The sequence below is a fragment of the Longimicrobium sp. genome (assembly GCA_036387335.1).
Lineage (GTDB): Bacteria > Gemmatimonadota > Gemmatimonadetes > Longimicrobiales > Longimicrobiaceae > Longimicrobium.
The window spans coordinates 31567-51618 of sequence record DASVTZ010000230.1; the positions used below are offsets into that span (position 1 = coordinate 31567).

Here is a 20052-nt window from a genome sequence, read left to right on the forward strand (position 1 = left end):
CTCGTGGATTGCCAGGGCGTCACTCCTCTCAACCGCTCCCCTCGCCGATGGCAACGCCATCTGAGCCACGGATGAGTTTCAACCGCGACGAGCCTTTCAACGACCTTCCCCCGCTCCCGCCCAATGCGGAGCTGGAAACCAGGGCCGTGCTCAAGCAGTTGATCCGCTCGCGAACAGCGCTCGCCGATCTGAAAGGCGCTGGCTCACTGATCCCGAACCAGGCGATCCTGATCCAGACCCTCGGGGTGCAGGAAGCGCGGAGTTCCAGCGAGATCGAGAACGTAGTCACCACCAGCGACCAGCTTTATCGCGCCCTCGCTGACGCTCCGCGAGTCGCGGACGCCGCGACGAAAGAAGTGTTGTTTTACACGGACGCACTCTGGTTCGGCTTCCAGGCTATCCGAGATCAGGGAAGGCCACTCACCACCCGTCTGTTCGAGGAGATGGTGGGGATCATCAAACAGAGCGATGTCGGTGTAAGGCGCGTTCCCGGAACGAAGCTCGCCAATCCTGCGGGTGACGTCATCTACACGCCCCCAGAGGGCGAATCGCGCCTGCGGGATCTACTGAAGAACCTCGAGGAGTTCCTTTACACGGAGGATGAACTGGACCCGCTCGTCCGGATGGCGGTGATACACTACCAGTTCGAGGCAATCCATCCCTTTACGGATGGGAACGGCCGCACCGGGCGGATCGCAAACATACTGTTTCTTGTAGAACGCGGGCTGCTGGACACTCCGGTGCTCTACCTCTCCAGGTTCATTCTGGAGCGGAAGCGTGAGTACTATCAGGGTCTCCGGGACGTCACTGAAGCGGGCGGTTGGGAGTCGTGGATCCTGTACATGCTCGAAGCGGTGGAAAAAACGGCGCGACACACGGAAGGACGTATACGCGCGATCCAATCGCTCATGGAACACTGGATAGAGCGCGTTCGCCGTGAGCGCCCGTCGGTGTATTCACGCGAGCTTCTGGAGATCGTTTTTCAGCGTCCATACGCCAAGATCCGTTTCGTCGAAGAAGCAGGGATTGCGACGCGGCAAACGGCATCCAAATACCTGCAGTCGCTCGTTGATCTTGGATTACTGCGGGCAGTTGCGAGCGGAAGAGAGGTGTACTTCTTGAACGACCCGCTTCTGCACGTACTTGTTGAATAGGTTAAATTTTCCTCCAGAATTTAACACGTTTTTAGATCGTGTTAAGCAGATCACCATATTTGCCTTCTGGTTTTTCGGGTGGAGATTTGGCCCTCCGCCAGCCCAGCGCTCACGCACTCACGCACCCGTTTCGATGGCCACCACAGAGCACGACCTCCTCATCCGCACCCGGCGCGACCTTCACCGGCACCCGGAGCTCGGCTTCCAGGAGCATCGCACGGCCGGGATCGTCGCGGAGCGTCTGCACGCCGCGGGCTACGAGGTGAAGACCGGAGTAGCCGAGACGGGCGTGGTCGGCACGCTGCGCGGGGGCGCGGGCGAGGGGCCCACGCTCCTGCTGCGCGCGGACATGGACGCGCTCCCCATCGAGGAGGAGTGCGCGCACGACTTCATCTCTACGCACGCGGGGGTAATGCACGCATGCGGGCACGATGCGCACGTCGCCATTGGGCTGGCCGTGGCGGAGAGGCTGGCGCGCACGCGCGACGAGTGGGGCGGCACCGTGCGCTACGTCTTCCAGCCCGCCGAGGAGGGAGGCGGCGGCGCGCTGCGGATGGTGGAGGAGGGGGTGCTGGAGGGGGTGGACGCCGCGCTGGGGCTGCACGTCTGGCTGGGGATGGAGAGCGGCGTTGTGGGCGTGGTGCCGGGGCCGTTCATGGCGTCGGCGGGGTCGTTCGAGATCACCCTCCGCGGGCGCGGCGGGCACGGCGCCCTCCCGCACGAGACGATCGACGCCGTGATGGTGGGGAGCCAGGTGGTCGTCGCGCTGCAGAGCATCGTATCGCGCAACGTGTCGCCGCTCGATTCGGCGGTGGTGTCGGTGGGGACCTTCCAGGCCGGCACCGCGCAGAACGTGATCGCGGACACGGCGCGCCTCACCGGCACCGTGCGCGCCTTCGACGTGGACGCCTGCGCCGAGCTTCCGCGCCGCATCGAGCGCGTGGTGGCCGGCGTCTGCTCCGCACTGGGCGCGGAGTACAGCTTCGACTACGTGCAGGACACCCCGCCCACCATCAACGACCCCGCGCTCGCCGAAGCCGTGCGTCTCGCCGCCGAGGAGGCGGTCGGCGCCGGGCGCGTGCGCACCGACCCGGACGTGCGCACGATGGCCTCGGAGGACTTCGGCGAGTTCCTGCTGCGCGTGCCCGGCTGCTACTTCTTCGTGGGCGCGCGCAACGAGGCGCGCGGCGCCGTCCACCCGCACCACTCCCCCCGCTTCGACCTCTGCGAGGATGCGCTGCCCGTGGCGGTGGACGTGCTGGAGCGCGCGGCGCGGCGGGTGTTGAGTGCCCCCTCCCCCCGGCCCCCTCCCCCGCCTGCGGGGGCGCAGGGCGGGTGAGGGGGAGAACTCCGTGCGCCGCGCCAATGCCCTTGTAGGGGCGCGATTCATCGCGCCCACCCTCCGCGCGTCTCGGCCACCGCGCAGCACACAAATTTCGTAGGGGCAGACCTGCGTGTCTGCCCGCCCTTGCCCCCGCCGCGATCCCCGCCCTCCGCACCCCAAATCCTTCGTAGGGGCCGCCCCGCGTGGCTGCCCGTGCCCTCCCCGGCGACGCACCGTGCCGCCACGCACCGAGAGCGTGGCCGCGCCCCGGCCCCCCGCTTGCGTCCGTCGGGGCGAGGACGGCGCGAATCCACACCAGTCGGCAGGCGAAGCCATGAACCTCAGACTCCTTCCGAAGCACCTGATCGGGCAGATGATCCGCGGGATTCGCGGGCGGCTGAGGCTGAGCCAGGCGTCGCTGGCGGAGCAGCTCGGCCTGGAGGGTGGCGAGGAGACGGTGCGCCGCTGGGAAAGCGGCGAGGAGCAACCCGACCGCAACGTGCTCACCCGCCTCGCCACCATGGGGCTGGTCGATGTTCTCGTGTTCCACCAGCAGGAAGACACGGAACACCTTCCCCCGGGGGAGGCGGCAGAGCTGCAGGGAATCCTGCTGCGGATGGAGGCGCTCCTGGTGGAGGCGCGCGAAGTCGTCGAACGGGCCGCGCGCCGCTCGCAGCCTGCGCTGAGCGCGTCGGTCGAAGTCTCAGCCGAGGTGCGCCCTCGCAAGACCGCGAAGAAAGCACCCGCACGAAAGAGCACCCGCGCAAAGAAGAACACCGGCGAGTGACTCGCCAAAGAAAACGGCAGGACTCACACAGAGCCACAGAGCCACAGAGAGAACAGCAAAAGGAAGTTCTCCCTGGCTTGTAGTTCCCTCTGCGCACTCTGTGTGATGCTTTTCCCTCCACACCCCGAACCGATACGTGTCGTGACCCAGCATCGCATCGCACAACTCCTGGTCCTGGCCGCGATCACCGCAGCGCCGCTCGCCGCGCAGGATGGGCCGCGCACCCACACCGCCCGCCCCACCGCCGGGCCGATCCGCGTGGAGGACGCCCGCACGCGGCTGTACGTGCTGGCCGACGACTCCATGAAGGGACGCCAGTCCGGCGAGCGCGGCAACGTGATGGCCACCGAGTTCATCGCCGCCGAGCTGCGCCGTGCGGGGCTGGAGCCGATGGGCGACAACGGCACCTTCTTCCAGACGATCCCGCTGGTGCGCAAAGGACTGAACCCCGGCGCTGCCCTCTCGGTGGACGGCTCCGCGCTGCGCCTGTGGACCGATTGGGCGCCGCTTCCCACGACGGAGGGCGTCTTCCCCTTCGCCCCAACCCTCGCCGCGCGGGGCAGGCAGGTGGTGTTCGGCGGGCGGATCGGGGGCGAGATGATCCCCGAGGCGGAGTCGCGCGGCAAGGTCGTCGTCCTCCTTCCGCCGTCCGGGGCGAACGGGCGGGGCGAGTACCGTTTCTGGCGCACGCAGAGCACCAACCCGTACCCCGCCGCGGCCGCCGTCGCCATCGCGTCGCTGGACATCTCGCCACCGTCGATCCTGGAATACGTGCAGGCGGAGCAGTCCGAGCTCGTCGATCCCGAGGCGGCACCCGCGGCGGGCGCGCCGGGGATGCTGGTGACGGCGGCGGTGGCGGAGCGCATGCTGGGCGCGGCGCCCGCCGGGCTGCGGCCGGGAGCGGCGGGGCGCACGATCACCGGCGCCTTCTCCTTCGCGCCCCGGCCGATGGAGGCACCCTCCCGCAACGTCGTCGCCGTGCTGCGCGGGAGCGACCCGCGGCTGCGCAACGAGTACGTGGTCATCAGCGCGCACAACGACCACGTCGGGCGCGCGGCGGTGCCGCTGGACCACGACTCGGTGCGCGCCTACAACCGCGTGATGCGTCCCCAAGGGGCCAACGATCCCACCGGCACGTCGACGCCGGCGCAGGCGTCCCGCATCCGCGCGCTGGCGGACAGCATGCGCCGCGCGCACGGCGGCACGCGGCTCGACTCCATCTTCAACGGCGCGGACGACGACGGCAGCGGCACGGTCGCGCTGCTGGAGATCGCGGAAGCGATGGCGTCCGCGCCGCGGCCGCGGCGGTCGATCCTCTTCGTGTCGCACACGGCGGAGGAGGCGGGGCTGTACGGCTCGCAGCACTTCACCGATCATCCCACCGTGCCGCTCGGCTCCATCGTGGCGGCGCTGAACATGGACATGGTGGGGCGCGGCCGGGCGGAGGACATCCGGGGCGGAGGGCCGCGTTACATCCAGCTGATCGGGTCGCGCCGCCTCTCCACGCAGCTCGGCGCCACCATCGATTCGCTGAACGCCGCACGCACGGAGCGGATGTCGATCGACTACTCATTCGACGCGCCCCGTCATCCGCTGAACCGGTATTGCCGCAGCGACCACTTCATGTACGCGCGTTACGGCATCCCCATCACCTACTTTTCGCGCGGCTACCACGTGGATTACCACCAGGTTGGGGATGAGCCGCAGTACATCGACTACGACGGGCTGGCGCGCGTGGCCGGCTTCGTACGCGACATTGCGTTCGCCGTGGCGAACCGCCCCGCGCGGCTGGTGGTGGACGGTCCGAAGCAGGACCCCAACGCTCCCTGCCGCCAGTAGCGCACCTTGTCGGCGCGGGACGCGAGCTCTCTTCGCGTCTCCGCGCCTCCGCGTGAGGCAAAGGGGAGCCGCTCGCTGCGCCTAACACGTTGTTGCGCGCGACGATGCCCCCTTGTCAGCGCCAAAGCGTATGAGCCGCGTTCATTCCGATTCGCGCTGGCCTATTCAGAGCGGATTCGTGACGATGGGAGCGGGATGTGCGTCACGCACATGCATCGGGGGCGATGATGTGACTCATGACACTTCCGGAGCGGTATAGGGCGTATTACTATCCCTGTCCCGCACATCTGCCCCGCACGACCGCACGCCGCACCAGCGGCGACACTCTGGCCGCCGAGCGCCCGTGAGCCTCGCCTCCCCATCCCGAACGGTCATCCCAGGCGCCGATCTCGCGCGCCTGGTACGCCTCGCTACCCGCCTGGTGGAGGCACCCGCCGCCTTCCTCACGCTGGCGGACGGCACGACCGTGTCCGCGGGCACCGGCGACGACGACGCGTGGCGGACCCGGCGCGAGGCCCCGCTCGCGCGCACGCTGTGCGGGCACGTGGTGGCCGAGGGGCGCCCGCTGCGCATCACCGACGCGCGCACGCACGAGTACGTGGACGAGGACCCGGGCCTGTGGCTGGGCGAGGGCGGCTACCTGGGCGTCCCCATCCGCACCGCCGACGGCGACACGGCGGGATCGCTGTGCGTGGTGGACTCGCGCCCGCGCAGCTGGACCGACGACGACGTCTCGACGCTCGCCGGGGTGGCGGAGCTGGTGGCGCACGCCCTGCCCGGCGCGGGTATGGAGCGCGCGGCGGCCGGCTTCGTGGGGGCGCTGGGGACCGCGCGCGGGCGCATGTCGCTGCGCGTGCTGGAGAAGGCGGTGGAGACGATGCAGGTCGGCATCACCATCACCGACCTGGAAGGGCGCATCCTCTACACCAACCCCGCCGAGGCGCGCATCCACGGCTACACCGTCGAGGAATTGCGCGGCAAGCACGCCCGCATCTTCGCCCCGCAGGACCGCCACCAGCCCTTCCAGGCCCGCGAGACGGACGGCGTGGTGAGCTGGAGCCGCGAGACGGTGAACCTGCGGAAGGACGGCACCCCCTTCCCCGTGCTCCTGCGCTCGGACGTGGTGCTGGACTCGCGCGGACGCCCGGCCGGCCTCGTCACCTGCTGCGAAGATCTCACACAGCGCAAGGCGCTGGAGCGCAAGCTCCTCCACAACGCCTTCTACGACCAGCTCACCGGCCTTCCCAACCGCGGTCTCCTGATCCACCGCCTGGACCTGGCCGTGGAGCGCGCGCAGCGCGGCGACGGCGCCTTCGCGGTGATGGTGGCGGGGCTGGACCGCTTCAAGCGCGTCAACGACGGCATGGGCCGCGAGGCGGGCGACGAGCTTCTCTGCGCCGTCGCCGAACGGATCCGCGAGTGCATCCGCCCCGACTCCATGCTCGCGCGCATGGCCGGCGACGAGTTCGCCATCCTGCTGGACGGCGCCGAGGGCGTGGCCGACGCGGTACGCGTAGCCCAGGGCGTGCAGGCGGCGCTCTCGGCCCCCTTCCACCTCTCCGGCGGCGAGGTGTTCACCGGCGCCAGCGTGGGGATCGCGCTGTCGATGACGGGCTACGCCAAGTCCGAGGACGTGCTGCGCGACGCCGCCATCGCCATGTACCGCGCCAAGGACCGCGACCAGGGCCAGTACCAGGTGTTCGACCTGGAGATGCACGGCCACGCGATGGACCGCCTGCGCCTCGAGGGCGACCTGCGCCGCGCGCTGGAGCGCGACGAGCTCACCGTCCACTACCAGCCGGTGGTGTCGCTGGAGACGGGGCGCATCGCGGGCTTCGAGGCGCTGGTGCGGTGGGAGCACCCGGAGCGCGGCACGGTCCTCCCCGACGTCTTCATCCCCCTGGCCGAGGAGACGGGGCTGATCCTCCCGCTGGGGCTGTACGTGCTGGAGCAGGCGTGCGCGACGCTGCGGCGCTGGCAGGACCGGCCGGGGTGCGAGCGCCTGACGATGGCGGTGAACCTCTCCGCGCGCCAGTTCACCCACTCCGACGTGGCGGCGAAGGTGGGCGAGGCGCTGCGCCGCTCCGGGATCGAGCCGGGCACGCTGAAGCTGGAGATCACCGAGAGCATCGTCCTCCAGCTCACCTCCGAGGTCGCGGAGACCATGCGCCGCCTCAAGGAGTTCGGGGTGCAGCTCTACCTGGACGACTTCGGCACGGGGTACTCGTCGCTCTCGTACCTGCACCGCATCCCGCTGGACGCCATCAAGATCGACCGCTCCTTCCTGGGCCCCGACGCCGGCGCCGAGAGCCCGCACCTGGTGCGCACCATCGTGGCCATGGCGCACGCGCTGGGCGTCGCCGTCGTCACCGAAGGAGTGGAGCGCGAAGACACCCTCGCCGACCTGCGCCGCCTGGGCTGCCAGTACGCCCAGGGCTACCTCTTCTCCCCCCCTCTCGACGAAGCCGCCGCCGGAACCTTCCTCGCCGCCGACCAGTGCTGGTGAGCCGCGAACCTGATTCGCTTCGCGCGGTATCTGGTTTTACGATCGTTTGCGTGACGCGACTTGAAACCGGGGGGTGGGGATGGCACCACGAGAGAAGGAGATCCACGAGCGGCTGGCGGCACTCACTCCCGACGAACAGGATCGGGTGCTGGATTACATCCGGGAGCTGAGCGGCGAACCACGCCGGGGGGAACCGGGGCGCAACCTGTTGCGGTTCGCGGGGATCTGGACCGAGGAAGAGGCGGATGAGATCAGCAGGGCGATCGAAGACGGGTGTGAGAAGGTGAATCCAGATGGTTGGTAAAATCCTCCTCGACTCCAACTTCATCGTCGACCTGTTCAAGGGGGATCGGGCTGCGGAGGGCCTATTGGCCGCCGCCGAGGAGGTGTTCGTCCCCGCGATCGCGATGGGCGAGCTGTTCCATGGCGCCGAAATATCGACTCGCCGCGAAGCCAGAATGGCGGAGGCCGAGGAATTCGCAGCCCGCAGAAAACTCCTTCCCTGTGACCTGGAAACCGCGCGCCACTACGGCGGAATCAAGGGCACCCTCAGGCTCCGCGGCCGGCCCATCCCCGACAACGATATCTGGATCGCCGCCCTGGCGCAGCAGCACGAACTCGCCGTCGCGACCAAGGACGCGCACTTCCGCGAGGTCGACGCGCTTCCCCTGCTGTCGTGGTAAGTAATCGGCTCGCCGTCGGGCAGTGCTGGTGACGGGGAACCCGTTTCGCATCTGCGCGGTATTTTTCCTTCAGGATGGGTTTGCGCGAGGAGACTTGCAACGGGGGGGGATGACGACGCAGGAGAAGGAGATCCACGAGCGGCTGGCGGCACTCACTCCCGCGGAACAGGATCGAGTGCTGGGCTACATCCGCCAGATCAGCGGGGAACCGATCGGGTTGAAGCCGGGGAGCGATTTGCTGCGGTTCGCGGGGATCTGGACCGATGAAGAAGCCGATGAGATCAGCAGGGCGATAGAAGAAGGATGTGAGAGGGTCGATCTGGCAGGCTGGAAGGTAGATCTGGATGGTCGGTAAGATCCTCCTCGATACGAACTTCGTCATCGACCTGCTCAGGGGCAGTCAGGCCGCTCAAAGCGTGGTGACGGCGGCTGAGCAGGTGTACGTCCCCGCGACTGTGATGGGGGAGCTGTTCCACGGCGCTGAGGTGTCGGACCGGCGCGAAGCCCAAATGGCGAAGGCTGAGGAATTCGCGTCCCGCAGCAACCTCCTCCCGTGCGACCTGGAAACCGCGCGACACTACGGCGGGATCAGGGGCACGTTGCGGCGACGAGGGAAGCCGATTCCTGAAAACGACATCTGGATCGCCGCCCTGGCGCAGCAGCACGACCTTGCCGTTGCGACGAAGGACGCGCACTTCCGACAAGTTGACGCGCTGCCACTGCTGTCCTGGTAGTGCCTACCCCCCGGATTGCTTCGGCGACCGGGCGCGAGGCCGCCGTCCGGCGGCCTCTGCTTTTTACGCCGGCCAATCGCCGATCAGCTCGATCTCGCACAGCTCCGATGGTCGCTGGGGATCGTCGGCGTCGACGACGGCCCAGAGGCGGTGGGTGTGGTCGCGCCAGAAGGCGATTCCCTCCACCTTGCCGTCAAAGGGCGCGCCCGCGGCGTCCACGAGCAGCGTCCAGCGGCCTCCCTCATCGTCCAGAACACCGAGCACCGAGCCGGCCACGCGGCCGTCGCGGGTGGCGTCGGGTGAGTCCTCCGCGGCGGCGCTGAAGTACACGGTGCCGCCGCGCGCCGTCGCGTCGGTGAAGCCCAGGCGGAGGCTGTCGATGGCGTCGAGGTGGTGCTGGACCACGTTAGCCGGGGCGGGCGGCGGGCTGGAAGGGTCGCCCAGGTAGGCGAGAAGCGCGGCCAGCGGGAGGTCGCAGGACGCATCGACCGGCTGGAGCCCATCGCGCGCGGCGCCGTTGCCACGGTTGAAGAGGCGCACCACGCTCCCGACCAGCGCGGCGCCCTCGATGTTCATCTCGCTCCCGCTGAAGCGCCGCTCCGCGCGGAGCAGGGCGTAGAGCGAGGATGCATCCACCATCTCCACCGCGGGCTCGGCGGTGTTCAGGCGGCGCGCCACCAGCACGCGCTCGCGCTTCCCGGTCGAGCCGGAGCCGAATGCGAGAAGCACCTCGGCGCCATCGTGCGGCACGGTGACGCACGCCTCCAGGTCCGCCTTGAGGTGCTTGTTGCCGCGCTCGTCGCCAAACTGGCGCACCCCGCCCTCCGCCGCCTCCAGCGCGATCGCCCGCACCTCCATGGTGGCGGGATCGACGAGCGCGAGAAACGCGGCATCGTCCTGCACCACCGCCAGCCGCTCGCCCACCCACGCCATCCCCGAGCCCGCGCGCACGTGGGCCGGCCGGTCCAGCTCGGCGTCCGCGCCCTCCGTGTACAGGAGCGGCGCGGTGCGTAGAATCCGCGCCGTGAGGCGTGGGTCAGGCAGGATGGCGCGCGGGTCGGTCATGGGCGCAGGTGGTTGCGGTGCGGCGAAGTTCGAGACGCGCGGGAGGTGCAAATCTCACGCGCGCCGAACCGCCCCCACGAGACACTTCACCGGCGAAACCGGGCGTGTACGTCCGCCAAACGTTTCCATAGCGGACACATATCGGCCGACCGCATCCGAATAGAATGCTTGCATTCGGCCCATATTCCACCCAATGTGCGCCACATACGCGTCTTTTGGAGCGCGCGATGTTACAGGAGGTCACGAGCGAACGTCCTCTCAACCCGGACCGGGAGTCGCGTCATGGTGCCGAAATCCTACTGGTTACCGCTGGTTGGCGCGGGCATCATGGCGCTGCTGGCCGGCTGCGATCAAAAAACCAAGGAGCCGGAAGCGGGTACAACGGACCCCCCGAGCTCGACGGAGCCGCGCCCGCTGACGTCGCAGGAGCGGAAGACGTTCTACCACCTTACGGAAGGCAGCGAGGTGATTCCGCTGGATTGGGTAAGGGCCCTCCGCGATTCGAGCACGGGACGGCCGTTCCTGGAGAACCCGGAGCGGTTCGGCCTGATCGCCGATTCCGCGAACGCGTACCGCCTTCCGGTCGGCGTCACCGCTGGACCAACGGTGGACACGCGCTTTCTCGGCGTGCAGATGCTCGGCTTCAACTGCTCCGCGTGCCACGTGAACGAGGTCACGTACCAGGGGAAGCGCATCCGCATCGATGGAGGCCCGAGCCGGTTCGACGCGGACGGGTTCAAGGCGGCGCTCGCCGGGAACATCCGGTATACGATCCGGCATCCGAAGGCGCTGCTGCGGTTCATCTATGACCAGTTGAGGCTGCCTGCCCCAAAGGCGGGACCGGAGACGTTTCGCCTGCCGCGGAGCCGCGATCCCGCGGCCACCCAGGCGCTCCAGTCGCTTTCGGACGACACCGTCACGCCGCAGGAGGAGGCTTTCCTCGCGGCGCTGGAAGAAGAGATTCGCGCCGATGAGAGCCGCTTTCCCGCCGTAGACCTCGAAAAGGTCCCGTTCGACAGCACGCACCCCGCCAACCAGCAGCTCCGCGCCCGGTATTCGCACGTGGAAGGTGGAAGGGCGGAGTCCCGCTTCCGGGAGTCGCTGGACGCACGCGAGTCCGAGGTGCTGCAGAGCCTGGCGCCGCCCGCAAGCAGAGCCCTATCGGGATCGCTGGCCGAGGCGTTCGTCGTCGCGCGGCTGCTTCGCGACCGCGTGGCCACCCTTACCGGGCTCAGCGGCGAAAAGGGCGGGTCGGGACCGCCGGACGGCCCGGGACGGGTGGACGCGTTCGGCGTGGCGCGCAACCGCATCTATCCGCAAAGGGCCGTGCCGACGAACGCACCCGTCAGCTACCCGCACCTGTGGGGATTCGGGCAGCAGGCGTGGCTGCACTGGGACGCCAACACCAACTCCGTGATGGAGCGCAACCTGGGGCAGGCGCTGGGCGTGGGCGCCGTGTACGACAAGACTTCGATGCGCTCCACGCTGAATCCGGTCCACATCCACCAGCTCGAAAAGCTGGCGCGCCTCCTTCCAGAACCGGGCTGGCCGGCCGCCTTTCCCCCGATCGACTCGGCGAAGGCGCGGCAGGGTGCGCCGCTCTTCGGCCAGCGCTGCGCCGGGTGCCACGCGGACAAGCCCGCCGGCGACCCGTGCTATCCGCTTGCGGTGATCCGCACCGACTCGATGCGCGCGGTCAACTTCGCCACCCCGCTCGGCAACGGGAGGTTCACGGACTCCGTGGCCCCCGTGCTGCACGCCCTCAAGACGCAGGCATACCGGACGTTCAAGGTGCCCGCATCACAGCAGGCGGAGATGAACGGGATACCGGACAGCGCGGTGGTGTGGCGCACCACGCGGATGTACGGATCGCGCCCGCTGCGCGGCATATGGGCGACGGCGCCGTTCCTCCACAACGGCTCCGTGCCCAGCCTGTACGAGCTGCTGCTCCCCGTGGGGCGCCGTAGCCCAACCTTCCCCGTGGGCCACGCGGAGTTCGATCCGGTGAAGGTGGGGTACGTCACCACCGCGCAGCCGGGCTCGGCCACGTACGACACAAAGGTGGTGGGCAACGCGAACACCGGCCACGAATACGGCACCGACCTCCCGGAGGAGGCGCGGCTCGCCCTGCTGGAGTACCTGAAGACGCTCGGCTCCTACACCGGCGTCGTCGCGCCGCAGCAGGGCGCCGTGAGCTGTCCCAGCCTGCACGGAACGCAGGCCGGCGGGTAACGAAAAGCGGGAGCCCCGGATGGTCCGGGGCTCCCGCTTTTCGTCTGCCCTCGCTTCAGAGCTGCGCGCGAAGTGCCGCGATCTGCTCGCGCACGGCGTCGGGCGCGGTGCCGCCGATGCCGGCGCGGGCGGCGAGCGAGGCGGCGGGGGAGAAGAGGTGCGCGAAGTCCGCGTCCGCGAAGTGCGGCGACACCTCGAGGAAGATCGCCCGGTCCAGCTCGTCCACGGCGCAGCCCGTCTCCTCGGCCGTGCGCACCAGGCGGCCGACCGCGCCGTGGGCCTCGCGGAACGGCATCCCGCGGCGCACCAGGAAGTCGGCCAAGTCGGTCGCGAGCATCCCGGCGTCGACGGCGGCGGCGCAACGCTCGGCGTTCAGCTCCAGCGTGCGCACCGTGCCCGCGACGGCCGGGAGGAGCGATTCGAGCGTGTCGAAGGTGTCGAAGAGCGCTTCCTTGTCTTCCTGCAGGTCCTTGTTGTAGCCGGAGGGGAGCCCCTTCAGCACGGTGAGGATACCGGTCAGGTTGCCGATGAGGCGCCCCGCCTTGCCGCGCGCCAGCTCCATGGCGTCGGGGTTGCGCTTCTGCGGCATCAGCGACGAGCCGGTGCTGAAGCGGTCGGAGAAGCGCACGAAGCCCCACTCCTGCGATCCGAACACCACCAGATCCTCTGCCAGCCGCGACAGGTGCATGCCCACGGCGGCGCCCACGAACAGCAGCTCCGCCACCCAATCGCGGTCCGCCACCGCATCGATGGAGTTGGGTGAAACAGCGTGGAAGCCGAGCGTTTCCTTGAGGAGCACGCGGTCCACGGGGAACGGGCACCCCGCAATGGCCCCGGACCCGAGCGGAAGGACGGCCACGCGGTCGCGCGCCTGCCCCAGCCGCTCGCGGTCGCGCGCCAGCGGCCACGCGTGCGACAGGAACCAGTGCGCCGCCGAGACCGGCTGCGCGCGCTGCATGTGCGTGTACGACGGCATCACCGTGCCGCGGTGCGCCTCGGCCTGCTCCAGAAGGGCGCGCTGGAGCTCGCGCACCGCCGCGTCCAGCCGCGCCACCGCGCCCATCGCCCAGAGGCGCGAGTCGGTGGCGACCTGGTCGTTACGCGAGCGGCCGGTGTGGAGCTTCCCCGCCACGTCGCCGGCCTCCTCGTACAGGAGGCGCTCGACGAGGGAGTGCACGTCCTCGTCGTGGGCGGCGCGCCAGTCGTCGGCGGACCACCCCTCCAGGCGGGCGGCCACGGCATCCAGCCCCGCCTGCAGCCGCAGCCACTCCGCGTGCGTGACGACCCCCGCCGCGGCGATGGCCGAGGCCCACGCCTGGCTCCCCGCCACGTCCTCGCGCCACAGGCGAAGGTCCACGGGGAGGGAGCGGTTGAGCCGGTCCATCTCCGGCGCCGGCTCCGCGGCGAAGCGGCCGCCCCAGAGCTTGGGCTTGGGCTTGGGCGTAGCGTCGGGGTGGGTGGCGGATGCGATCATCGGTGCCTCGACAGAAGTGCGTTAGTGCGTTAGTGCGTCAGTGCGTTGGGCCGCGTGAGTCGTAAGCGCACTCACGCACTCACGCACTATCCGTTCAGTCCGCCGCCAGATCCCCCGCCAGCCGCGTGATGCCGAGCGGCGGCGCGGGCGTCTGCTGCTCCTTCAGCGCGGCGACGCGCATGGGGAGGCCGTAGAGGCGGATGAAGCCCGCCGCGTCCGCCTGGTTGTAGACGTCGTCCTCGCCAAAGGTCACGAAGCGCTCGTCGTACAGCGAGTAGGGCGAGGTGCGGCCCGCGATGGTGTGCGTGCCCCGGTACAGCTTCAGGCGCACGTCGCCCGTCACGCGCTGCTGCGTCACGTCCACCAGCGCGTCCATGGCCGCGCGCTCCGTGGTCCACCAGCGGCCCTCGTACACCAGGTCCGCGTAGCGCGGGGCGAGCGCGTCCTTGAGCGCCAGCGTGCGGCGGTCCAGCACCATCTGCTCCAGCTCCGAGTGCGCGGCGTAGAGGAGGGTGCCGCCGGGGGTCTCGTAGACACCGCGGCTCTTCATCCCCACCAGCCGGTCCTCCACCAGGTCGATGCGCCCCACGCCGTGCAGCCCGCCGATCTCGTTGAGCCGCTCCAGCAGCGCCACCGGCGACAGCGCCTCGCCGTCGACGGCCACGGGGTCGCCGGCCTCGAAGGTGATCGTGACGTACTCCGCCTTCGCGGGCGCGTCCTCGGGCGAGCGCGTGAGGAGGAAGAGGTCCTCGGTCGGCTCGTAGTTGGGGTCCTCCAGCGGGCCGCCCTCGTGGCTCACGTGCCAGATGTTGCGGTCGCGGGAGTAGATCTTCTCGCGCGTGGCCGTCACGGCGACGTTGTGCAGCGCCGCGTAGTCCAGCGCGTCCTCACGCGAGCGGATGTTCCACTCGCGCCAGGGGGCGATCACCTTCATCTCCGGCGCGAGCGCGGCATAGGTGAGCTCGAAGCGCACCTGATCGTTCCCCTTCCCCGTGCAGCCGTGCGAGAGGACGTTCGCGCCGATCTTCTGCGCCACCGCCACCTGGCGTTGCGCGATGATGGGGCGCGCCATCGAGGTGCCCAGGAGGTACTTGCGGTTGTAGATGGCCCCCGCGCGGAGCGTGGGCCACACGAAGCCGGTGAGGAACTCCTCGCGCAGGTCCTCGATGAAGCACTCCTTCGCCCCGGACGCGATCGCCTTGGCGTGCACCCCTTCCAGCTCGTCCCCCTGCCCCACGTCGCCCGCCACGCAGATGACTTCGGCGTCGTAGTTCTCGCGCAGCCAGGGCACGATGATGGAGGTGTCGAGTCCGCCGGAGTAGGCGAGGACGATGGTTTGCTTGGGCATTGGGGCGGTCTCCTGTATGGGTAAGCGCGGATGGTTCCGGCTCGTTCGTCGGAAAGTGCTAAGTCCTAAGTGCTAAGTCCTGAACCGCTGTTACTCAGCACTTAGGACTTAGCACTCAGCACTCGATCTCCTTCACCACCGCGATCTCATCGCACTTCTCCAGCTTCGCGCAGCCACGGCAGTCCGCCCAGACCTTGAGGGGGAACATCTCCTTAGGGACCGTGCGGTAGCCCTGCTTGTGGAAGAAGACGTCCTGCAGCGTCAGGGCGAAGACGGTGCCGATGCCGTGGCGCGCGGCCTCTTCCTCGACGGCGGCGACGAGCTTGCGGCCGACGCCCATGCCGTGCGCGGACTCGTCGACGGCCAGCGAGGCCAGCTCGGCGAGCTGCGGCGTGTAGACGCGGAGCGCGGCGCAGCCCAGCAGCTTGCCGGAGCCGTCCAGCGCAACCACGAACTCGCGAAAGGTGCGGGCGAGCTGCACGGTCGTCTTGTGCAGCATCAGCTGCTTGTCGGCAAAGCCGTTGATCAGCGTCTCGATCTGCGCCACGTCCGGAAGGAGCGCTGGACGCACGACGACCTGGGTGTCGATGGGCACCGCGGCCGGGCCGTAGCCACTGGGCACCAGGCACTCGGCACTGCGCACTGCGTTGTTCATCACAGCACCTCGTCCAGGATGTCGATCCCGCGCCGCAGCTCGTCGTCCGAGGCCACCAGCGGCGGGAGGATGCGCACCACGTTCGTGCCCGCGGTGCAGAGCAGCAGACCGGCCTCCAGGGCGCGCGCCACCACGTCGGCGGCACTGCCCTCCACTTCCACGCCCCACACCATCCCCGCGCCGCGAACGTCGCGGACCTTGCGGTTGCTCAGTGCCAGCGCGCCCAGCCCGTTCGCCAGCTCGTGCGACTTGCGCCGCACCTCGGCCATGAACTCCGCGCCGCCGAGCTTGCGGCAGGCGGCCAGGGCGGCGCTCGCCACCAGCGGTCCGCCGCCAAAGGTGGTGCCGTGGTCCCCCGGCTGAAGCGCGGCCGCCACGCGCTCGGTCAGCAGCACCGCGCCCATCGGCAGCCCGCCCGCCAGCGGCTTCGCCAGCGTCATCAGGTCGGGGGTGACGCCGGCCTGCTCGTGCGCCCAGAGCGTCCCCGTGCGGCCCAGCCCCACCTGCACCTCGTCGAAGATCAGCAGCGCGCCGGCCTCGTAGCACATCGTGCGCAGCGCCTGGAGGAAGGCGGGCGGCACCGGGAGGACGCCACCCTCCACCTGCACCGGCTCGATGATGACGGCGGTCACCGTCCCGCCGGCCAGCAGCGCCCGCACGCCGTCCACGTCGCCCACCGAGGCGAAGTGCACCCCCGGCATCAGCGGGAGGAAGGGCGCCTGGTACGCGGGGCGGTCGGTCGCGGCGAGCGCGCCCATGGTCCGCCCGTGAAAGGAGCCGCGGAAGGCGATGACGTCGGTGCGGTCCTCGTGGCCCTCGGCGCGTGCCCAGCGGCGCGCGAACTTGAGGGCGCCTTCGTTGGCCTCCGCGCCGGAGTTGCAGAAGAAGGCGCGGTCCGCGAATGAGTGCTCCACCAGCCACTCCGCCAGCTCACCCGCGGGACGCGTGCGGAAGAGGTTCGAGGTGTGGATCACCCCGGCGTCCAGCGCGGCGCGGATGGCATCGGCCACCGTGGGGTCGCCGTAGCCCAGGGCGTTCACCGCGATGCCGCTGGTGAAGTCAAGGAAGCGGTCGCCCTCCTCGGAGACCAGCCAGCACCCATCGCCGGACACGAAGACGGGCCCCGCCGGACGGTACACGCCCAGGAGCGCGCTGCTGCCGGTGGACATCGCCGCTGTGGTCATCTCCACGCTCCCTCCGGGGTCGCCCCCGCTTCCGTCCGGGCGGCGTGCACGCGGGTCCCCGCGGCCTCATCGCCCAGCATCTCCACCCCCCCGATCCTCACCCGCCCCACCCCGCCCGCCGCCGCCCGCGCGGCCGCGCGGAGCTTGGGAGCCATCCCACCCGCCGCCGTGCCGTCCGCGATCAGGGCCTCCACCTCGTCCGCGCCGATCGCGCCGACCACCTCGCCGCCCGCCAGCACGCCGGGGACGTTGGAGACGAAGAGGAGCTCGCCGGCTCCCATCGCCGCCGCCACCGCCGCCGCCGCGTCGTCCGCGTTGACGTTGATCGCCCGCCCGTCCGGCCCGCGCGACACCGGCGACACCACGGGCACCAGTCCCTGCGCGAGGAGGCCGTGGAGGAGCGCGCTCCTGACCCGCCGCACCTCGCCGGTGCGCCCCATCGCCCCGCCGCGCGCCACGACGGCCTCCAGCAGCGCACCGTCCTCGCCGGAGATCCCCACCGCGTCCACGCCGGCCGTCAGCAGCGCGGAGGCGATCCGCTTGTTGACGAGCCCGGAGAGAACCATCGCGACGGCGCGCATCCCCTCGTCGCTGGTCACGCGCAGCCCGTCGCGCCACTCCGGCTCGGCGCCGAGGGCGCGCTGGAGGGCGGTGACCTCCTTGCCGCCGCCGTGCACCAGCACCGCCCGACCCGCGCGCGCGGCGACCGCATCGGCCAGCCGCGCCAGCCACTCGCGGTCGTCCACCTCGTTGCCGCCCAGCTTGATGACCGAGACGCTCACAGCAGCCCCTCCGCCTCGTCCAACCCGAACATCAGGTTCACGTTCTGGATGGCCTGCCCGGCGGCGCCCTTGACCAGGTTGTCGATCGCCGCCACCACCGTCAGCATCGGCGCCGAGACTCCAGCCACCGCCGTCACCCCGATCGCGACGCGGTTGCTCCCGACGACGTCCGCCAGCGTGGGGGCCCGATCCATCACTTCCACAAAGGGCTCCGCGGCGTACGCGGACCGCCACAGCTCCAACGGATCGTCCAGCGGCTCGCGGAGGGTGACGTAGATCGTCTCCAGGATGCCGCGTCGCACCGGGAGGAGGTGGGGCGTGAAGACGAGCTCGGGCGCCGTGCCGCCGTTCATCCGCGCCGCCTGGTCGCGCATCTCGGCGAGGTGGCGGTGCGTGTTCCCCAGCCCGTAGGCGCGGAAGTCCTCCGCCACCTCGGCGAAGAGGTACTCGCGCTTGGGCGAGCGCCCCGCCCCCGTGACCCCCGACGCCGCGTTGACGATCACCGGCCCGGCCACGTTCCCCGCGCAGAGCAGCGGCGCCAACGCCAGGAGCGCGGCCGTGGGATAGCACCCCGGGTTGGCGACCACGTCCGCCCCGCGGATCCGCTCGCGGTGCAGCTCGGGGAGGCCGTACACCGCCCCGCGCGCCCACTCCGGCGTCTCGCGCCCCTGCACGCGCAGGTCGGCCGAGAGATCCACCACCTTCGCCCCCGCCTCGCGCGCCCGCTCGGCCCAGCGCGCGGACTCGCCGTGCGGAAGGCAGGAGAGGACGACGTCGCACCCGCCCAGCTCCGCATCCTCCAGCCGCACCATCGCCAGCTCGGGAGCGCCGCGCACCGCCCGGGACAGCATCGCCCCCGCATCGCTCTGAGAGCTTGCGAGGGCGAGGGTCGCCCCCTGATGCTTCGCCAGGAGCCGCACCGCCTCCTGACCCGCGTAGCCGGTTGCGCCCAGGATTCCAACCCGGACGCGCGAGAATCCATTCATTGCGTCGAATATAATCCCGTTTTCCTGAATGGTCAACCGGTTACATGCATAATCAACCAGCAACAGCAGGGCTCACGCGGAGACGCGGAGACGCAGAGAGAACTCCGCGAACTCTTCCGCGGCTCCGCGTCTCCGCGTGAGGCCATTCGGTAGAACTCAGCCCCGCACCAGTTCTTGCAACGTCCCACGAAAGGGTGCCGATGCAGCCGCGACGACGGGGAGGGCGGGATGGGTGGAGCGTGGGAGTACCGCGGGCGCTGGGGGCTGGTCACGGGCGCATCCTCCGGCATCGGCGAGGAGTTCGCGCGGGCGCTGGCGGCGCGAGGGATGAACCTGGTGCTCGCCGCGCGCCGCGAGGACCGGCTGCAGGCGCTGGCCGCCGCCCTCCGCTCCGAGCACGGTGTGGAGACGGCCGTCGTGCCGGTGGACCTGGCGAAGCCCGGCGCGGCCGGCGTCCTCTGGCTGGAGGCGAGCGACGGCCGCCCGCTCCATCTGCTCGTAAACAACGCCGGCTTCGGGCTCAAGGGCCGCTTCGACGAGCTTCCCGCCGATCGCCAGACGGAGATGGTGCGCGTCAACTGCATGGCGCTGCTGGAGCTGGCGCACTTCGCCGTGCGCGATATGCGCCCGCGAGGAGAGGGCGGCATCGTCAACGTCGCCTCCATCGCCGGCTACCAGCCGATCCCCTACCTGGCCGCGTACGCCGCGAGCAAGGCCTTCGTGGTCGCCCTCTCCGAAGCGCTGGCGGAGGAGAACCGCGATGCGGGCGTGCGCGTCGTCACCCTGAACCCCGGCCCGGTCGCCACGGAGTTCCAGGACGTCGCCGGCACCGTCTTCGGCGACAACCCCGTGGGGCTGCGCACGCCGCGGCAGGTGGTCGAGGCCGCACTAGGCGCGCTCGAAAGGGGCCAGCGCACCATCACCCCCGGCCTCGTCAATCGCCTCAGCACCTACGTGGTGCGCGTCTCGCCGCGCGGGATGGTGATCCGCACAGCCAAGACGATCATGAAGAAGATGAGGTAGCCGCAGCGAAGATTTCCCCTAGCGAGCCGTGCACTTGCGGACCTCCCGCGACTCCGCGGATCCACATCCTTGCTCCCGCCTCGCGGCGCAACGTAAATAAGCCGCAGGGGGCGCGCTTCTTGCCGCCCCGGGGCGCGGCGACCCGCACGGAACACCGGCACGAGGGGCGATGAGCGACGGCGAAACGGAAAGCACGGACGGGCTCCTGGCCCTCGGCGGCCAGGCCATCGTGGGAGAAAGCCCACCGATGCGGGACGCGGTGGAGCGAGCCTGCGC

18 protein-coding genes are annotated in these 20052 nt (G+C 70.0%); 11 read left to right on the top strand and 7 right to left on the bottom strand.

Translation table 11 applies throughout. The features are described from left to right. Positions 1 to 71: 71 nt before the first annotated feature. The 9 genes from VF647_23435 (at position 72) to VF647_23475 (ending at position 9027) form a co-directional block, all read left to right on the top strand. Positions 72 to 1154 carry a Fic family protein gene (locus VF647_23435; protein HEX8455051.1) on the top strand — a complete coding sequence of 361 codons (1083 nt, stop codon included), beginning with the start codon at positions 72 to 74 and terminating at the stop codon, positions 1152 to 1154. Positions 1155 to 1287: 133 nt separating this feature from the next. Continuing rightward, the gene (locus VF647_23440; GenBank protein ID HEX8455052.1) at positions 1288 to 2493 is read left to right on the top strand and encodes an amidohydrolase; all 1206 of its coding nucleotides are present in this window, start codon (positions 1288 to 1290) and stop codon (positions 2491 to 2493) included. Between the two features lie 319 nt (positions 2494 to 2812). Next, positions 2813 to 3265 carry a helix-turn-helix transcriptional regulator gene (locus tag VF647_23445; protein ID HEX8455053.1) on the top strand — a complete coding sequence of 151 codons (453 nt, stop codon included), beginning with the start codon at positions 2813 to 2815 and terminating at the stop codon, positions 3263 to 3265. Between the two features lie 141 nt (positions 3266 to 3406). Further along, the gene (locus VF647_23450) at positions 3407 to 5104 is read left to right on the top strand and encodes a M28 family peptidase (GenBank protein ID HEX8455054.1); all 1698 of its coding nucleotides are present in this window, start codon (positions 3407 to 3409) and stop codon (positions 5102 to 5104) included. 343 nt (positions 5105 to 5447) lie between these two features. Continuing rightward, the gene (locus tag VF647_23455; GenBank protein ID HEX8455055.1) at positions 5448 to 7610 is read left to right on the top strand and encodes an EAL domain-containing protein; all 2163 of its coding nucleotides are present in this window, start codon (positions 5448 to 5450) and stop codon (positions 7608 to 7610) included. Between the two features lie 79 nt (positions 7611 to 7689). Continuing rightward, a complete protein-coding gene (locus tag VF647_23460) occupies positions 7690 to 7914 on the top strand; it encodes a hypothetical protein (protein HEX8455056.1) in 225 nt (74 codons plus the stop codon). Next, positions 7904 to 8293 (top strand): PIN domain-containing protein, encoded by a 390-nt coding sequence (locus VF647_23465; protein HEX8455057.1) that lies wholly within the window; start codon positions 7904 to 7906, stop codon positions 8291 to 8293. Before VF647_23460 ends, VF647_23465 begins: the two co-directional genes overlap by 11 nt. A 109-nt stretch (positions 8294 to 8402) precedes the next feature. Continuing rightward, a complete protein-coding gene (locus VF647_23470; protein ID HEX8455058.1) occupies positions 8403 to 8648 on the top strand; it encodes a hypothetical protein in 246 nt (81 codons plus the stop codon). After that, positions 8638 to 9027, top strand: a complete 390-nt coding sequence (locus VF647_23475) for a type II toxin-antitoxin system VapC family toxin (GenBank protein ID HEX8455059.1) — start codon at positions 8638 to 8640, stop codon at positions 9025 to 9027. The genes VF647_23470 and VF647_23475 overlap by 11 nt, the downstream gene beginning before the upstream one ends. Before the next feature lie 63 nt (positions 9028 to 9090). Here the strand turns inward: VF647_23475 and VF647_23480 are convergent, their stop codons facing one another. Next, positions 9091 to 10092, bottom strand: a complete 1002-nt coding sequence (locus tag VF647_23480) for a hypothetical protein (protein ID HEX8455060.1) — start codon at positions 10090 to 10092, stop codon at positions 9091 to 9093. Positions 10093 to 10374: 282 nt separating this feature from the next. Between VF647_23480 and VF647_23485 the strand changes: the two genes are divergently transcribed. Then, entirely contained in the window at positions 10375 to 12324 is a 1950-nt protein-coding gene (locus tag VF647_23485) for a di-heme-cytochrome C peroxidase (protein HEX8455061.1), read from the top strand. Between the two features lie 55 nt (positions 12325 to 12379). Here VF647_23485 and argH read toward each other — a convergent pair whose 3' ends face one another. The 6 genes from argH to argC all read right to left on the bottom strand — a co-directional run bounded on the left by argH (position 12380) and on the right by argC (position 18753). Beyond that, on the bottom strand, positions 12380 to 13798 hold the full coding sequence (gene argH / locus VF647_23490; protein ID HEX8455062.1) for an argininosuccinate lyase: 1419 nt from the start codon (positions 13796 to 13798) through the stop codon (positions 12380 to 12382). 94 nt (positions 13799 to 13892) lie between these two features. Continuing rightward, the gene (locus tag VF647_23495) at positions 13893 to 15146 is read right to left on the bottom strand and encodes an argininosuccinate synthase (protein ID HEX8455063.1); all 1254 of its coding nucleotides are present in this window, start codon (positions 15144 to 15146) and stop codon (positions 13893 to 13895) included. A gap of 115 nt (positions 15147 to 15261) precedes the next feature. After that, complete coding sequence (locus tag VF647_23500; GenBank protein HEX8455064.1) at positions 15262 to 15801, bottom strand: N-acetyltransferase; 540 nt, start codon at positions 15799 to 15801, stop codon at positions 15262 to 15264. Continuing rightward, positions 15801 to 16985: an acetylornithine transaminase gene (locus tag VF647_23505; GenBank protein HEX8455065.1), complete on the bottom strand. Its 1185-nt coding sequence runs from the start codon at positions 16983 to 16985 to the stop codon at positions 15801 to 15803. The genes VF647_23500 and VF647_23505 overlap by 1 nt, the downstream gene beginning before the upstream one ends. Beyond that, positions 16982 to 17767, bottom strand: a complete 786-nt coding sequence (argB, locus tag VF647_23510) for an acetylglutamate kinase (protein ID HEX8455066.1) — start codon at positions 17765 to 17767, stop codon at positions 16982 to 16984. Before argB ends, VF647_23505 begins: the two co-directional genes overlap by 4 nt. Next, positions 17764 to 18753: an N-acetyl-gamma-glutamyl-phosphate reductase gene (argC, locus tag VF647_23515; GenBank protein HEX8455067.1), complete on the bottom strand. Its 990-nt coding sequence runs from the start codon at positions 18751 to 18753 to the stop codon at positions 17764 to 17766. Before argC ends, argB begins: the two co-directional genes overlap by 4 nt. Positions 18754 to 18981: 228 nt before the next feature. Here argC and VF647_23520 point away from each other — a divergent pair, with 228 nt between their 5' ends. Continuing rightward, positions 18982 to 19776 (top strand): SDR family oxidoreductase, encoded by a 795-nt coding sequence (locus VF647_23520; GenBank protein HEX8455068.1) that lies wholly within the window; start codon positions 18982 to 18984, stop codon positions 19774 to 19776. Positions 19777 to 20052 lie beyond the last annotated feature (276 nt).

Excerpts from the sequence above, each read along its gene's own strand:
- VF647_23435 (HEX8455051.1), top strand. The coding sequence starts at position 72 with ATGAGTTTCAACCGCGACGAGCCTTTCAACGACCTTCCCCCGCTCCCG.
- VF647_23440 (HEX8455052.1), top strand. The coding sequence starts at position 1,288 with ATGGCCACCACAGAGCACGACCTCCTCATCCGCACCCGGCGCGACCTT.
- VF647_23445 (HEX8455053.1), top strand. The coding sequence starts at position 2,813 with ATGAACCTCAGACTCCTTCCGAAGCACCTGATCGGGCAGATGATCCGC.
- VF647_23460 (HEX8455056.1), top strand. The coding sequence starts at position 7,690 with ATGGCACCACGAGAGAAGGAGATCCACGAGCGGCTGGCGGCACTCACT.
- VF647_23465 (HEX8455057.1), top strand. The coding sequence starts at position 7,904 with ATGGTTGGTAAAATCCTCCTCGACTCCAACTTCATCGTCGACCTGTTC.
- VF647_23470 (HEX8455058.1), top strand. The coding sequence starts at position 8,403 with ATGACGACGCAGGAGAAGGAGATCCACGAGCGGCTGGCGGCACTCACT.
- VF647_23475 (HEX8455059.1), top strand. The coding sequence starts at position 8,638 with ATGGTCGGTAAGATCCTCCTCGATACGAACTTCGTCATCGACCTGCTC.
- VF647_23480 (HEX8455060.1), bottom strand. The coding sequence starts at position 10,092 with ATGACCGACCCGCGCGCCATCCTGCCTGACCCACGCCTCACGGCGCGG.
- VF647_23485 (HEX8455061.1), top strand. The coding sequence starts at position 10,375 with ATGGTGCCGAAATCCTACTGGTTACCGCTGGTTGGCGCGGGCATCATG.
- argH (HEX8455062.1), bottom strand. The coding sequence starts at position 13,798 with ATGATCGCATCCGCCACCCACCCCGACGCTACGCCCAAGCCCAAGCCC.
- VF647_23495 (HEX8455063.1), bottom strand. The coding sequence starts at position 15,146 with ATGCCCAAGCAAACCATCGTCCTCGCCTACTCCGGCGGACTCGACACC.
- VF647_23500 (HEX8455064.1), bottom strand. The coding sequence starts at position 15,801 with ATGAACAACGCAGTGCGCAGTGCCGAGTGCCTGGTGCCCAGTGGCTAC.
- VF647_23505 (HEX8455065.1), bottom strand. The coding sequence starts at position 16,985 with ATGACCACAGCGGCGATGTCCACCGGCAGCAGCGCGCTCCTGGGCGTG.
- argC (HEX8455067.1), bottom strand. The coding sequence starts at position 18,753 with ATGAATGGATTCTCGCGCGTCCGGGTTGGAATCCTGGGCGCAACCGGC.
- VF647_23520 (HEX8455068.1), top strand. The coding sequence starts at position 18,982 with ATGGGTGGAGCGTGGGAGTACCGCGGGCGCTGGGGGCTGGTCACGGGC.